Genomic DNA, 14,723 nt, shown 5'->3' with positions numbered 1-14,723 from the left:
TTCTAGCTGTTTTTTCGTTTTCCTATTAATTTCGTTACGGCAAGCATTGTAATCGGTAAAGAATGATTTTTCCGAAAGGCTAAATATTTTCCGCTCCATGCAGGTTTATATTTTTCTTTAAAATGTCGTAATCCACTGAAACTATACGTATAACGGACATTGTTGAAAATCGCTGCAGCAACTCGTTCAGACCAAAACGATTGTGTTGATAAGCCAACATTAGAGAGCGGGGCCATACCGATATTAAAGGAATGATAATCGTTTTCTTTTGCCCATTGGAATAAATGAATAAAGATTGCATCCATAATTCCACCAGGCGCATCAGGATAGTATCGCATTAAATCAACAGAAAGGATACCATTTTGATAAACTGGCATAAACGTTGTAAATGCAATGATTTTACCTTCAGCATCAGATAAAGTAGCGATAGGAGCACGGCTTATATATTTACGATCAAAGTATCCAAGAGAAAAGCCCTTTTCTTTTTTTCCATCAAGCCAAGCATCTGATACTTTTTTTAGCTCTTCGTATAACTCGTCTGAAAATGGTGGCTGATGAATAGCAAATGTATAGCCTTCACGTTCAAAACGATTAAAAGTAGCTCGTAATCCAGCGCGTTTTTTCCCGGATATCGTAAACGTATTTAAATCAACAACAGCTTCTTCACCGAGTTTAAAGAAGTTATAGCCAAAATCATGATATAAGCTCATCCATTTACTTTCAATTTGATAGAAGACGCAAATATACCCAAATCGATCTGCTGCAGCTAAAAATTCTTGTAGTACGGTACGGAAAGCAGAAGGATCTCCAATTGGATCACCAAGTACAACAAGTCGTTTTCCAGTTGTTGAAAATAAAAGAAGTGCTTTTCCATCACTACTAAAGAAGAATTGTTTATCTCCTAAAAATCCTAAGTGACTTAGTACATTTCCTCCATGCTCATCTAAGAAGTTTTGCAAACGTTTATCGTTTGCTGGTTGCCCAGGAAATACACTACGGTAGCGATTCGCAATAAGAGAACCGATGAGTAAAAAGGTTGGAACAAAGAAAGCAGCTGAAAGTGCACTTCGCTTTACTTGTGTAATGTTGCGGACAACAAAATCTGGTTTGAAAGCTTCTTTTGCTCCAGCGAATAAAATACCTAAGTTTTTGTATAAGTATAATATTAGTAGTGAAAATATTATTGCTTTTACTACATCAGAAAGTGAAACTTCCATTTTCTCACGTACAAATCTTTTACGAAGCATATATAGTACAGCGAGTACAATGAGTAATATAAAAGTCTCTTCAATGTCAATCCCTTTTAGTGTGTTAAAAATGGCAGCTCCAATTAAAGAAACAATCGTCATATAGTAGGAACGTTTCGTTCCGTAGTAGATGCCTCTTGATAGAATAAGGAGAAGGATACCAAATGTTAACGACAAACTAAAAGAAATTTGAATCAGATGTTTTGGAGCTAAAATATGTAATGCGTGAGCACGGTTTATACTTGTTGGTAAAATGGTTGATAAGATAACCATTAAGCCAGCAAAGACGGTTAGAGCAGCGGATGCCCATGAGCCTAATTTTCCTAAGAAATCACGTTGCAAAGTCCAAATGACACCTGTTGTTTCTAAGGCAGGTGCAATAAATGGCTTATCCTCAATCTTTTTAAGAGCAGCTCCTGTCATTTCAAAAGCAGCAAAAATTAAACCAAGGCAAAATGGTAAAATATAGTACACGAGGCGGTATAATAACATTGCGGGTAATAATACGCCTGTATCAATACCATATTGTCCCAAACCGGTTAAAAAGACAAGGTCAAATGAACCGAGACCACCTGGTACAAGACTAACAACTCCTGCTAATGCTGCAATGACATAAACCCCTAAAAACTTCTGGAAATCGATGTCAATTCCAAATAATATTAAAATAACATACATGACGATACCGGCAGAGAGCCATTCCACTAAAGAAACAACTGAATATAGAATGGTTGGATTTGTCTCCTCTTCTTGTCCTTCGGCGGGTTGCTGTTTTCGACTTTTAATTTTGGAAAATCCAATATATATCGGTACAAAAAGAGCAAAAAAGATGAGTACAGGCCATAACCAAGGTTTTTCATGCAGAATAAAACGTGTATCTAATATTCCGATAAGGCCGAGGAATGAGAGGATAGCTAATCCATTAATAAAAGCAGTTGTCATCCAAGCAATGCTTTTAATAAGCTTGCCACTCTCTTTTACATAGGGCCGATATAACATTGTTCGTATACCTGCTCCAACAAGGCCACCAAAACCAAGAAATCCATTTAATGTGTTGGCGGTCCATGAAACACGGAAGATTTTTTGCACGGGTATATCTGCTTTTAAATAACGAAGCATGACAAAGTCATAAAAGAACATTGTTGATACAGCAAATGCACCAAGTGTAATCGCTAAAAAAACTCCTCCAGTTGGAATGTTTTTAATTGTTTCAATCGCTTCACGAAATGAAATACCTGATAGTTCTTTTCGAGCTTGAAAGAATACAATGGTTAATACAACAAATGGGAAAATAATTTTCCCTATTTGTAAGAAACGTTTCCATGAAAACGACATAACTACAACTCTCCTTGTGTAAAAAAACTGAGACAATAATATTATTATGACAAACTTCAAGGAAAATAAAAAGGTAAATTAAAGTATATGAAAGCTATTTTTTATATAAAAATGGGATTTTGTATGATCTTTACTAAGGGAGACATCGGAAAATATTTTATTTATTCAGAAAATGAGTTAGAATAAAGCAAAAGAAGGAAGAGAGGGAAAGTGGATGATTATAATAGGTTATGCGGGATATGAGTTAGAAAAAGCACAACCTAATACATCTGAAGATTTTTTTAATAGATCTGAAGTTACATATATAGTGAATGATCAAAAGAAAAATCTTTCTGTATTATACGTCCGTTATTTTGAAGAAATTTTAGAGGAAATTACTCCTTTTGAAGGAAATCCAGTTTTTAAAATAGAAGAACAAGACATATATTTACGTGATATTGTTGCTCTTACTTGTTTGGTCAAAAATAAGGAACTTGTCGGACAGAAGCGTGTGTACATGAATATGGTAGAGGATTTTCAGCAATATTTTAATGATAAAACAGTGATGAAAGTACAAGAGATACTGACTGAACTACATAAAAATAAACAAGTAGAAATAGTGTAAAATAGCAAAGGGGAGAAAAGGATATGTCTAATTCGATGGTTGAAAATCAAACAGAACAGATTTCAGTATTTTTAGAAGAAGTGATTACTTTGATAACGAATTATGTGAATTACCATTCACTACCTTCGTTACTGGAAGAGACACCAGCAGGTGATAAACATTATTATGAGGAATTGTTGGCATCAATAAGGAGGCTTCTTGTATTCTGTGAAGAAGGGCTGGATGCATGTCTAGTTTTACTAAATAGTCAACCATTTCGAAAGACGGCCGCCGAGAAAACATTATATAAAATTTATCATCAAGTGATTGCTGAATTTTTCTCGCCAAAAAGTGATCAGTGGTATGAAAATAGCCGTTCTGCATATACGGGAAAAAACTCCATTGTTTTTCAACAGACACCGCCTTACTCCATGGAAAAAATAATGAAGGAATTGGAAGGTAAATTTCAGACGATGCGTGAGGAATTGGAATATTATGAAACAGATTATCAAACAAAGATGCTGCACAAATATTAATGTGAAGCTGAAGGTTATACATGATTTTGAGATATACCAAAAAGGTGTGAAATAACGTAAAGAAGCTGGGGAAACTCAGCTTCTTTTACTTTTCTGCGCGGTATATAAGGTTCCTAATTTGAATATAGTTAAAGTGGGTAGTATCGAGGAGGTGTGACATGAGTCAACAAGGTGTATTTACAGATTACTTTCATGAAGTAGAAAGTTGGTGTGAAAGTGTTCTTCATGTATTAGATAGCCGTGCAATGGAAGTGTATGATGTCCATATGCTTGCTTATAAGATTCAAATGCTACTAGAACGTATGAAAGAAAATGAATATGAGACAGATGCTGCATTTATGTATGAAATAAGTGATGATGTAGAACATATCCAGCATCATTTGCAAGAAGTTTTTATGCAAGAAGATGAACAATATGAGTTGTATGAAAGATCATATACAGAAAGGTCCGTTCCAATTGGGGGACACACGCTTCCTCCGTTACCTTATCCATATAATGCGCTGGAACCTTACATCTCTCGAGACATTATGATGTTACATCATGATAAACATCATCGTAGCTATGTAGAAGGTTTGAATAAAGCTGAGAAAATGATGGAAGAAGCAAGAAAAACAAATCAGTTTGATTTAATTAAGCATTGGGAAAGAGAAGCTGCATTTCATGGCTCAGGACATTATTTGCACACGATATTTTGGAATAACATGAAAAAAGATGGGGGCGGGAGTCCAAGGGGGACATTATCGCAAGAAATTGAGAAAGATTTTGGGAGCTTTTTACGTTTTCAAAAGCATCTTACAGAGGCCGCATCGAAAGTAGAGGGATCTGGCTGGGCAATTCTTGTATGGGTTCCTCGTTCAGGAAGATTAGAAATTCTACAAAGTACACTGCATCAGCTATTTACACAGTGGGATACGATACCATTACTTGTACTTGATGTATGGGAACATGCTTATTACTTACAGTATCAAAATAGAAAAGATGAATACATTAAAAATTGGTGGAATGTTGTGAATTGGCCGGATGTGGAAAAGCGATTTGAGAGTGCGAAACAAGTTGAGTGGACCCCGTATTAGACGCATATTTGTGCGTCTTTTTTGCTGAGATAGAAAAGAATATTTCATTCATATTTTAAGGGGCCAGGCATACACTTGTACAAAAAGTGCCAAAAGGACGTGGGGGAAATATGAGACGAACTTGGATTGTGATTGCACTTCTTATAATGTGTGCAGGTGTTATACCGATTCCTACATATGCACAAATGAATGATGTGAGCGCCCATAATGCCATATTAATGGAAGAACAATCTGGACGTGTTTTATATGGAAAACTAGAACATGAATCACAAAAAATCGCTAGTATTACGAAAATTATGACCGCTTTACTAGCTGCTGAATCTGGCAAAATGAAAGAAACAGTTTCCATTAGTAATGAGGCAGTTCGTGTAGAAGGATCAGCTATTTATTTAAAACCTGGACAAAAAGTAAAGCTAGAGGATTTAGTTTATGGTTTGATGCTTCGTTCTGGTAATGATGCGGCGCAAGCAATTGCTGAAAATGTTGGAGGAAGTATAGAGGGATTTGTGTATTTAATGAATGAAAAAGCGAAAGCAATTGGCATGAGAGATACACACTTTTCAAATCCCCATGGTTTAGATGGTGATGGCACGCATTATTCGTCCGCATATGATATGGCACTTTTAACGAGGTATGCAATGGGAAATGAAACGTTTCGAAAAATTTTTGGGACAAAAACATACCAATCGAAATCATGGGACTATCCATGGAAAAATAAACATAAACTTGTGACATCTTATTATGAATTTGCAACAGGCGGAAAGACAGGGTTTACAAAAAAAGCAGGGCGAACACTTGTTACAACAGCTTCGAAAGATGGACTAGATTTAATTGTGGTGACGCTCAATGCGTCTAATGATTGGGACGACCATATGTATTTATTTGATCAGGGATTTAAACAATACAAGCTGACGAAGGTTTTAGGACAAGGGGCACTCTCTGAACTAAAAGAAAAGAAATATGCAAATCATGTTTATACAAAAAATGATTTCTTTGTACCGTTAACAAGAGACGAGAGAAAACAAGTTTTGTTAAAAGTGGAACTTGATAAAAGCGTAAATTTGATAGATGGGGAAAAAGTAGGGAAAACAGTAGTTTATGTCGGTAACGAAAAAGTAGGAGAACGTAATTTATTTTATAGTAAGCGAAAATTGATTGCTACAACCGGACCTTATTGGAATAATGTGAGAGAAATTTTTTCTTATATGTTAGGTGTTGGAACAGATGGTTAACCTTGTATGGGTGGCGATGGCGATTGTTGGGATTGTATATGCGATGATGAACGGAACGATGGAAGAAGTAAACAAAGCGGTTTTTGAAGGATCAAAAGATGCAGTAACAATTTGTATTGGGCTTGTTAGTGTTTTAGTTTTTTGGCTAGGTTTAATGAAGATTGCCGAGGAGGCAGGTTTATTAAAGAAATTAGTCTCATTTTTCATGCCGGTGGTAAAGAGATTATTTCCAGAGATACCAAAGGATCATCCTTCAATGGGATTTATTTTATCTAATATGATGGCAAATTTTTTTGGACTAGGAAATGCGGCGACACCACTGGGGATTAAGGCTATGGAGCAGCTTAAAGAGTTAAACGGAGGAAAGGATTCTGCAAGCCGTTCTATGGTGACATTTTTAGCTTTAAATACTTCTGCAATTACATTGATTCCGACCACTGTAATTTCAATTCGGATGACATATGAATCAGCGAATCCTACTGAGATTGTTGGCGTTACGTTTATTGCACAAGTACTATCGATGATCGGAGCGATTTGGATTGACCGCTATTTTTACCGAAGAAGGAGTAGAAAGGGGCGGAAAAAGTGAGTATTATTAATACGATTTCATTATGGGTAATTCCATGTGTCATTGGATTTATATTATTGTACGGAACGATAAAAAAAGTTCCGACATATGAATCATTTGTAGAAGGTGGAAAAGAAGGGATTCAAATCGCCGTCTCTATTTTACCATTCATGGTAGGGATGCTTGTATCCATTTCTATTTTTAGAGCATCTGGAGCGCTAGATGCGATGATATCGGTAATGAAACCGATGTTAGATATGATCCATGTACCGGCAGAAATTGTCCCGCTCGCACTTATACGTCCAATTTCAGGATCAGCTGGTTTAAGTATTACAACAGATCTAATTGCTACATATGGACCAGATTCATTTATTGGAAGGTTAGCGTCTACGATGCAAGGGAGTACAGATACAACATTTTATATTTTAACAGTGTATTTTGGAGCTGTTGGAATTCGTAAAATGGGTGATGCATTAAAGGTTGGATTGTTTGCTGATCTAATCGGTATCATTTGTTCTATCGTGTTTGTTTCGTTATTGTTTCATTAAACCTATTCATTTTTTGTGTAAATTCGCTTATAATACGTATACGACCACTATTAAGGTGTAACTTAATAGTGGTTTTTTTATGGAGTATTTTTGACAAAATGATGAACTTTTGTTGTGAACAGCAGGCAGGAAGGTACACAATAATAAAGGATAAAGTAGTGTTTGTCCTTTATAAGTTTGTAACTATAGCTATGTTGTTTATGATGGACGAGGAAAATCGTCGCATACCTTAGGCGGTTGCCAAGTCTTTCTAATGAAGGTAAGATAAATTTGAGGTGAAAAAAGGAAATGGAACGACTACAAAAAGTGATTGCACAAGCAGGTATTGCATCAAGAAGGAAGGCTGAGGAACTAATTCAGCAAGGGAAAGTGAAAGTTAACGGTCAAATAGTGACTGAGTTAGGAACGAAAGTAACTCCTCAAGATAAAGTAGAAGTAAATAATATCCCTCTTGAAAAAGAAGAACCTGTTTATTTCTTACTATATAAACCAACAGGCGTAATTTCAAGTGTATCAGATGATAAAGGAAGAAAGGTTGTTACAGACTTTTTCCCTGATATCCAGCAGCGTCTATTCCCAATTGGGCGGCTAGACTATGATACGTCTGGTGTATTACTTATGACAAACGATGGTGACTTTGCAAACATATTGATGCATCCGAAGTATAAGGTTGAGAAAACATATGTTGCGAAAGTAAAAGGGCCATTAACAGGTGAGAAGATTCGCATGCTGGAAAAGGGTGTTGTATTAGAAGATGGAAAAACAGCACCAGCACATGTGAAAATTCTTTCTTGGGATAAACGTAAAGAGATGGCAATTGTACAATTAACAATTCATGAAGGACGCAATCGTCAAGTTCGTCGTATGTTTGAAGCACTTGGCTGTAAAGTAATGAAGTTAAAACGTGAACGTTATGCCTTCTTAGAAGCGGGTAGCTTACGTCCTGGTGATGCGAGAGAGTTGTCACCTCATGAAGTGAAGCAATTGCGTGCACTTGCCTCTACAAAACCGAGATAAGCGGTCAAGTGAAACTGTTATCCGTGCTTTTATGCCTATGAATGGTTATTCTTCACCAATGGGGCTTTTATGCGGGATAAAATGAACCTTTCACCAGTGGGATGTTCCGCTGGTGAAAGGTAAATAAAACGCTTTTGTAAGCGGTTATACAGCGACAGATAAAACAGTGATTGCAGCAAAAATGTTTATAAATATTCATCAAAGAGAGGAGAGGAAATATGAAGAAGAATCGTTTATTATTTCGCGTTCTCATCTTGCTTACTTTAAGTGTCGCCGTAGGATTTACACTGTATCAAGGATTTTTTGCTGATAAAGAAAAGGTGCAAATTGGGAAAACAGCACCTAACTTTGTTGTTACAGATTTAGAAGGAAAAAAAATTGAGCTCAAAGATTTGAAAGGAAAAGGAGTATTTTTAAATTTTTGGGGAACATGGTGCAAGCCGTGTGAACAAGAGATGCCGTATATGAATGAGTTATATCCGAAATATAAAGATAAAGGCGTTGAAATCATTGCATTAGATGCAGATGAAACGAATATTGCGGTGAAAAATTTTGTGAATCAATATGGATTAAAATTTCCAGTTGCGATTGATAAAGGTTCAGAAATAATAAGTACATATGGTGTTGGACCACTACCAACAACGTTTTTGATTGATAAAGAAGGCAAGGTAATTGAAATGATTACTGGTACACAAACGAAAGAACAAATGGAAGAGTACTTAAAGAAAATTACTCCATAATAAAGAAAGCATTTACATAATGAAGGAAAATACTTAGATAGAAGAAGGTGCTTTGCGTTGTCATAGCACTTCTGTTTAAAAATTCTGAGTATTGCGTTAACTTAGGTTGAGGAGATACAATAATAAATAGAAAAAAGAGGCGGTGAGAATGTTGGAACAGATAAAGTGTGAATGTGGCCATGTAAATCCAATAGGCACAATTTTTTGCGAAGCTTGTGGAAAACCGTTTGAAAACAATGAAGATGCACAATTATTGGATATGCGCTATGAGGGAAGCGCACGGCGTTCTCTCACTCATACAAAAACGATAGTCGATAAAATTTGGAGTTTTTTCTCTTCTGTCAAAGTAGGTGTATGGCTCATTGTCATTACTTTGGTGGCATCGGCGGTGGGCACAATTTTTCCGCAAGAAATGTACATACCTCCAGGTGTTACCCCAGGTGAGTATTATGAAAAGGAATATGGCTTTTTGGGGCAACTATATTATCAATTAGGTTTTAATAACTTGTATAGTTCATGGTGGTATATGATTTTGATTGCGTCGATCGGTATTTCACTTGTGATATGCAGTTTGGACCGAGTAATTCCGCTTTATAAGGCTTTAAAGAAACAGGGAGTGAAAAGACACCCGAGTTTTTTAAAGAGACAACGATTGTATGGAACAGGTTCTCCGAAAGAGGGAGAACTAGAGCGAATTCAAGCTAATTTAAAGAAGAGAAATTATAATGTAAGGGTCGAAGGTGAAAATATTTTAGCGGAAAAAGGCCGCTTCTCTCGTTGGGGGCCATATGTAAACCATATTGGTCTTATTATTTTTCTATTCGGAGCAATGATGCGTTTTCTTCCAAGTATGTATGTGGACGAATCACTTTGGCTACGAGATGGTGAAACAAAGGAAATTCCAGGAACGAACGGGGAATATTATTTAAAAAATGAGAAATTCATAAAAGAAGTTTATGATAAAGAAAATAAAGAAGACAAAGTATTTGATACTGCCATTAATCGTATAGGCGATAAAATGATTGCGAAAAACTATCAAACGAATGCCGTTTTGTATAAAGCGGTAGGAGAAAATATAGCAGGGCAAAAACCGAAACTAGAGAAGGTAAAAGAGGCTAAGATTCGTGTAAATGAACCACTCAAGTTTGATGATTTTGCTTTATATCAATATTCGTTTAAAGAGAGTGAATTTCGGAGTATGTCCTTTTATTTACAGAATAAAGAAAGTAGTCAAAAATGGGGACCAATTAAGGTGGATTTAACAAATCCAAAGGAAACATATGATTTAGGAGACGGATATTCTCTTACACTATTAAGCTATTTTCCAGATTTTTATTTTGATGAAAGTGGTAAGCCAAATACAAAGACAAAACTTCCGAATAATCCAGCCTTTGTTTTTAAAATGTTTACACCCGCAACACCGGAAGGAGAAGTGAGTTTTGTTGGTATTCGACAAAATATAGAACCGGAAGGGAACAATAAATATAAAATGGCATTTGCAGGAGTAGAAATGCAAAATGCAACGGCGCTCATTGTACGAAAAGATCTGACGCTATGGATTCTTGGAATCGGAGGATTGATCTTCATGGTTGGCGTAATTCAAGGGATGTATTGGAATCATCGCCGTATTTGGATACAAAAGGTTAAAGATGAATGGTGGATTGCTGGCCATACAAATAAAAACTGGTTTGGTTTAAGAAAAGATGTTGAAAGAGTATTAGAAGGAACATCAATTCCACAACCGTACGATAAAGTAAATGATAAAAAAATTAGCTAAGGTGGGGAGAATATATGGTGCAGATAAGCAGTAATTTCCTGTTTGCCGCTTTCATTTTATATTTAATTGCAACACTGTTCTTCGGGGGAGCAATTAAAGAAAAGGGTCGGAAGTGGGCGAGTATAGGTATAACCATAACAATTTTAGGATTTGCCGCTCAAACTGTATACTTTGTAACAAGGTGGATTGCTTCAGGGCATGCACCAGTAAGTAATTTCTTTGAGTTTGGTACATTCTTTGGCATGATGCTTGTTGGTGCTTTTATTGTTATGTACTTTATGTATCGTGTAAGCATAGTGGGATTATTTGCTTTACCAGTAGCTCTTTTATTAATTGCATATGCAAGTATGTTCCCAAGAGAAATTTCACCGCTTATTCCATCGTTGAAAAGTAATTGGCTACAAATTCATGTAACAACGGCAGCAGCTGGACAAGCTATTTTAGCAATTAGTTTTATTACAGGTGTCATGTACTTGCTTAAAAATGTAGATCAGTCAAAAAGGACGAAACGGACATTTTGGCTAGAGACAGTCGTGTTTACACTCGTTTGTGCTATCGGATTTATAGCGGTAACAACAGTTTATTCGGCAACGAAATATGAAGCGAAATTTCAATGGGTGGATAAAAATGAACAAAAAGTCGAGATGAAATATAACCTCCCTGCGCTAGTTGGACCTCATGAAGGGAAGTTAATGACAACTGGTAAGTTTGAACCTATTGCAGAAATGCCTGCTATAATAAATGCAAAGAAATTAAACACAGTGATTTGGTCACTGCTTATTGGAACGGGGCTTTATATTGTATTAAGGTTAATTTTACGAAAAAGAGTATCAGCGGCCCTTCAACCAATAGTCAAAAACGTTAGCAGTGATTTGCTTGATGAAATTGGCTACCGTTCGATTGCGATAGGATTCCCCATCTTTACGTTAGGTGCATTAATCTTTGCGATGATTTGGGCGCAAATTGCATGGACACGATTTTGGGGTTGGGATCCAAAAGAAGTTTGGGCACTTATTACATGGCTCTTTTATGCGGCATTTTTACATTTACGTTTATCTAAAGGGTGGCATGGAGAAAAGTCTGCATGGCTTGCAGTAATTGGGTTTGCGATAATTATGTTTAACTTTATTGCGATAAATTTAGTTATTGCCGGTTTACATTCATATGCGTAAGATGGTTATCACGCTTCAAAGCTCGGTAAAAGAAAAGGAGTTAGGTAGGAGAGAGTGCCTTTAAATAGGGAAGTGAATGTCACTTTCCTATTTTATTTTTGTTAACTTTTCTTCTTTTTTGAGAAAAACATGGCAAAGTATATGCTGATTTTGTAAAATGATGTCGAGGCCTAAATGACCTGTTCAAAAAAAATACATAGTTTTGGAAAAAAAATGAACAGACTTTATTATTCTTGTGAAGCATAATATCTAAGGTGAAGGGTCTATCACTTTGGAACGGTCTATTATGAAATAAGGATAAATACAGTATTATATTGTAGAAAGGTAGGTGTGAACCGTTGTGGTAATTTGATACGCAGCGGGTAGCAATGGAGAATGAACCAAGAATTTTAATCGTAGATGATGAGGATCGTATTCGTCGCTTATTAAAAATGTATTTAGAAAGAGAGCAATACACCATTGATGAAGCTGACAATGGTGACATGGCTTTAGAAAAGGCGTTGCAAAATGACTATGATTTAATTTTATTAGATATCATGATGCCTGGAAAAGACGGGATTGAAGTTTGTAAGGGAATTCGTGAAAAAAAAGCAACACCAATTATCATGCTGACAGCAAAAGGTGAAGAAGTAAACAGAGTACAAGGATTTGAAGTTGGTTCGGATGACTACATTGTGAAGCCGTTTAGCCCGCGTGAAGTCGTTCTTCGTGTGAAAGCGGTATTACGTCGCTCTGTACCAACAACATTCTTTACACAAGATACAACAACAAAAGATGTAACTGTATTCCCGCATTTAACAATTGATAACGATGCGCATCGTGTTACAGCGGATGGAAATGAAGTGAACCTAACACCGAAAGAATATGAATTGCTACTCTTTTTAGCGAAGGCTCCAGATAAAGTATTTGATCGTGAGCAATTATTAAAAGAAGTATGGCAATATGAGTTCTTTGGAGATTTGCGTACAGTAGATACACATGTAAAGCGTTTACGTGAAAAATTAAGTAAAAAATCGCCTAATGCAGCGAAGATGATTGTTACTGTATGGGGGGTAGGTTACAAGTTTGAGGTTGTGAACGACTGATGCTTTGGAGAAGTGTAGTAGGGAAGTTATGGATGACCATATTACTTCTTGTTTCATTTGTTCTTGGCTTTGTTGCTATTTTACTTTCCCAGTTTTTTAGAACGTACTATGTAGATATGAGTGAAGCAAGGCTCACGAAAGTGGCAACAAGTGTTACACAACTTATTGAAGAGGGAGCGAATGTAGAAACAATTGAGAATATTGCATATAAGTTCACTGATCCACTCTCACGCATTATTATTGTGAAAGATGGTAAGGAATTTTCTTCTTCTCCGAAACAAGAAGGATTGGTAACTCTTACAATAGATGATTTAAAAAAAGATAAAGAATTAGCAGCTGTTTTTACAGATAAAAAAGAAAATAAAAATAAGATTAGAAAATTTTCTGATGGAAAAATGAAACAAAATTCGGAAAATGATATTATGATTGTTGGTAAACCACTCCATTCAACAAATAATAGTGCAGTGTTTGTATATGAATCGTTACAAGTTCCGATACAAGGTATGGAAAAGGCAACAGATTTTATTTTTCTATCAGCAGGAATTGCGATTATTTTAACAACGTTCTTTGCATTCTTCTTATCGACGCGCATTACAGCGCCGCTTCGTAAAATGCGTGAGGTTGCTTTTGAAGTGGCCCGCGGAAAATTTGATACGAAAGCACCTATGGTTTCGCAGGATGAGATTGGGGAGCTAGCAACGGCGTTAAATCAGATGGGAAAACAATTGAAGTTTAACATGAACGCACTGCAGCAAGAAAAAGAACAGTTGTCTAGTATTTTAAGTAGTATGGCAGACGGTGTTGTTACTTTAAATCAAGAGTGTGAAGTTGTTGTTATTAATCCACCAGCAGAACATTTTTTACAAGTTTGGCAAGAGGAAAAGGAATTAGAGTTAAGTAGGAATTTACCACCTGAGCTTGTTGAATTGTTCCATCTTGTAGTAGAAAGCGAACAACAGCAAGTTATTGAGATTAATCTTCAAAAGGGTAACTATGTTGTGCTTATGACACCTCTTTATAATCAAACAAAAATTCGTGGTGCTGTGGCAGTTCTTCGAGATATGACAGAAGAACGCCGTCTTGAGAAAATGCGTAAAGACTTCATTGCCAATGTATCACATGAACTGCGAACACCAATGGTTATGCTTCAAGGGTATAGTGAAGCAATTTTAGATGATATTGTTCAAACAAAAGAAGAAATAAATGAATTTGTACAAATCATTTATGACGAGTCTGTTCGTTTAGGACGTCTTGTGAATGAACTGTTAGATTTAGCTCGCATGGAAAGTGGTCATGTGGAATTGCATATATCAGAAGTGGATATTCATCCATTTGTCGAGAAAATTGGTCGTAAATTCCAAGGGATTGCAAAGGATAAAGAAGTGCAGTTGACAGTGGATTTTCGCCATCCAATCGAACAGCATCCGTTTGACCCGGATCGTATGGAACAAGTACTGACAAATTTAATTGATAATGCAATCCGCCATACAAGTGCAGGTGGGCATGTTACGCTCGCAATTGATACGAAAAATAATGGACTTGTATTTGAAGTGCAAGATTCAGGGGCCGGTATTCCTGAGGAAGATATTCCATTTCTGTTTGATCGCTTCTATAAAGCTGATAAAGCAAGAACACGCGGGAAAACAGGCGGTACTGGTCTAGGCCTTGCAATTGCTAAAAATATTGTGCAAGGTCATGATGGGAAAATTTCTGTATCAAGTGTTGTTGGCGAAGGAACGACATTCTCTGTATATTTACCAGATCAAGTGCTTTAAACCTTCATGTCAATTATAGATCGTTGTATATGATTAAC

The 14,723-nt window shown here is 36.3% G+C and carries 13 protein-coding genes; 12 read left to right on the top strand and 1 reads right to left on the bottom strand.

Going from position 1 to position 14,723, the window contains the following annotated elements:
• Positions 1-2: 2 nt before the first annotated feature.
• Entirely contained in the window at positions 3-2,579 is a 2,577-nt protein-coding gene (mprF, locus tag ACIQ7L_RS03940) for a bifunctional lysylphosphatidylglycerol flippase/synthetase MprF (protein ID WP_400566808.1), read from the bottom strand.
• 214 nt (positions 2,580-2,793) lie between these two features.
• On the opposite strand from mprF, the gene ACIQ7L_RS03935 reads away from it, so the two are divergent.
• From ACIQ7L_RS03935 to ACIQ7L_RS03880, 12 genes are all read left to right on the top strand, one after another.
• On the top strand, positions 2,794-3,183 hold the full coding sequence (locus ACIQ7L_RS03935) for a hypothetical protein (protein WP_400566805.1): 390 nt from the start codon (positions 2,794-2,796) through the stop codon (positions 3,181-3,183).
• Positions 3,184-3,206: 23 nt separating this feature from the next.
• Complete coding sequence (locus tag ACIQ7L_RS03930; protein ID WP_335359572.1) at positions 3,207-3,698, top strand: YpuI family protein; 492 nt, start codon at positions 3,207-3,209, stop codon at positions 3,696-3,698.
• Between the two features lie 158 nt (positions 3,699-3,856).
• Entirely contained in the window at positions 3,857-4,771 is a 915-nt protein-coding gene (locus ACIQ7L_RS03925; RefSeq protein WP_400566802.1) for a superoxide dismutase, read from the top strand.
• 110 nt (positions 4,772-4,881) lie between these two features.
• Complete coding sequence (locus tag ACIQ7L_RS03920; RefSeq protein WP_400566800.1) at positions 4,882-6,003, top strand: D-alanyl-D-alanine carboxypeptidase family protein; 1,122 nt, start codon at positions 4,882-4,884, stop codon at positions 6,001-6,003.
• Positions 5,996-6,592: a spore maturation protein SpmA gene (spmA, locus tag ACIQ7L_RS03915; RefSeq protein ID WP_400566797.1), complete on the top strand. Its 597-nt coding sequence runs from the start codon at positions 5,996-5,998 to the stop codon at positions 6,590-6,592. Before ACIQ7L_RS03920 ends, spmA begins: the two co-directional genes overlap by 8 nt.
• A complete protein-coding gene (gene spmB, locus ACIQ7L_RS03910; RefSeq protein WP_400566795.1) occupies positions 6,589-7,119 on the top strand; it encodes a spore maturation protein SpmB in 531 nt (176 codons plus the stop codon). Before spmA ends, spmB begins: the two co-directional genes overlap by 4 nt.
• Before the next feature lie 288 nt (positions 7,120-7,407).
• Entirely contained in the window at positions 7,408-8,136 is a 729-nt protein-coding gene (rluB, locus tag ACIQ7L_RS03905; protein ID WP_400566793.1) for a 23S rRNA pseudouridine(2605) synthase RluB, read from the top strand.
• A gap of 218 nt (positions 8,137-8,354) precedes the next feature.
• Positions 8,355-8,876, top strand: coding sequence for a thiol-disulfide oxidoreductase ResA (gene resA / locus ACIQ7L_RS03900; RefSeq protein WP_400566791.1), 522 nt, complete (start codon positions 8,355-8,357; stop codon positions 8,874-8,876).
• 148 nt (positions 8,877-9,024) lie between these two features.
• The gene (locus tag ACIQ7L_RS03895; RefSeq protein WP_400566789.1) at positions 9,025-10,653 is read left to right on the top strand and encodes a cytochrome c biogenesis ResB family protein; all 1,629 of its coding nucleotides are present in this window, start codon (positions 9,025-9,027) and stop codon (positions 10,651-10,653) included.
• Between the two features lie 14 nt (positions 10,654-10,667).
• Positions 10,668-11,825, top strand: coding sequence for a c-type cytochrome biogenesis protein CcsB (gene ccsB, locus ACIQ7L_RS03890; protein WP_400566787.1), 1,158 nt, complete (start codon positions 10,668-10,670; stop codon positions 11,823-11,825).
• 368 nt (positions 11,826-12,193) lie between these two features.
• A complete protein-coding gene (gene resD / locus ACIQ7L_RS03885) occupies positions 12,194-12,910 on the top strand; it encodes a DNA-binding response regulator ResD (protein ID WP_400566785.1) in 717 nt (238 codons plus the stop codon).
• Positions 12,910-14,685: an ATP-binding protein gene (locus tag ACIQ7L_RS03880; RefSeq protein ID WP_400566784.1), complete on the top strand. Its 1,776-nt coding sequence runs from the start codon at positions 12,910-12,912 to the stop codon at positions 14,683-14,685. Before resD ends, ACIQ7L_RS03880 begins: the two co-directional genes overlap by 1 nt.
• Positions 14,686-14,723 lie beyond the last annotated feature (38 nt).

The sequence above is a fragment of the Bacillus sp. NPDC094106 genome, assembly GCF_044764345.1.
GTDB lineage: Bacteria > Bacillota > Bacilli > Bacillales > Bacillaceae_G > Bacillus_A.
This window is presented reverse-complemented; position numbering and strand designations above follow the sequence as displayed.

What these genes read in the sequence shown, in the direction of transcription:
- mprF (WP_400566808.1), bottom strand. Translation starts at nt 2,579, where the DNA reads ATGTCGTTTTCATGGAAACGTTTCTTACAAATAGGGAAAATTATTTTC.
- ACIQ7L_RS03935 (WP_400566805.1), top strand. Translation starts at nt 2,794, where the DNA reads ATGATTATAATAGGTTATGCGGGATATGAGTTAGAAAAAGCACAACCT.
- ACIQ7L_RS03930 (WP_335359572.1), top strand. Translation starts at nt 3,207, where the DNA reads ATGTCTAATTCGATGGTTGAAAATCAAACAGAACAGATTTCAGTATTT.
- ACIQ7L_RS03925 (WP_400566802.1), top strand. Translation starts at nt 3,857, where the DNA reads ATGAGTCAACAAGGTGTATTTACAGATTACTTTCATGAAGTAGAAAGT.
- ACIQ7L_RS03920 (WP_400566800.1), top strand. Translation starts at nt 4,882, where the DNA reads ATGAGACGAACTTGGATTGTGATTGCACTTCTTATAATGTGTGCAGGT.
- spmA (WP_400566797.1), top strand. Translation starts at nt 5,996, where the DNA reads ATGGTTAACCTTGTATGGGTGGCGATGGCGATTGTTGGGATTGTATAT.
- rluB (WP_400566793.1), top strand. Translation starts at nt 7,408, where the DNA reads ATGGAACGACTACAAAAAGTGATTGCACAAGCAGGTATTGCATCAAGA.
- resA (WP_400566791.1), top strand. Translation starts at nt 8,355, where the DNA reads ATGAAGAAGAATCGTTTATTATTTCGCGTTCTCATCTTGCTTACTTTA.
- ACIQ7L_RS03895 (WP_400566789.1), top strand. Translation starts at nt 9,025, where the DNA reads ATGTTGGAACAGATAAAGTGTGAATGTGGCCATGTAAATCCAATAGGC.
- ccsB (WP_400566787.1), top strand. Translation starts at nt 10,668, where the DNA reads ATGGTGCAGATAAGCAGTAATTTCCTGTTTGCCGCTTTCATTTTATAT.
- resD (WP_400566785.1), top strand. Translation starts at nt 12,194, where the DNA reads ATGGAGAATGAACCAAGAATTTTAATCGTAGATGATGAGGATCGTATT.
- ACIQ7L_RS03880 (WP_400566784.1), top strand. Translation starts at nt 12,910, where the DNA reads ATGCTTTGGAGAAGTGTAGTAGGGAAGTTATGGATGACCATATTACTT.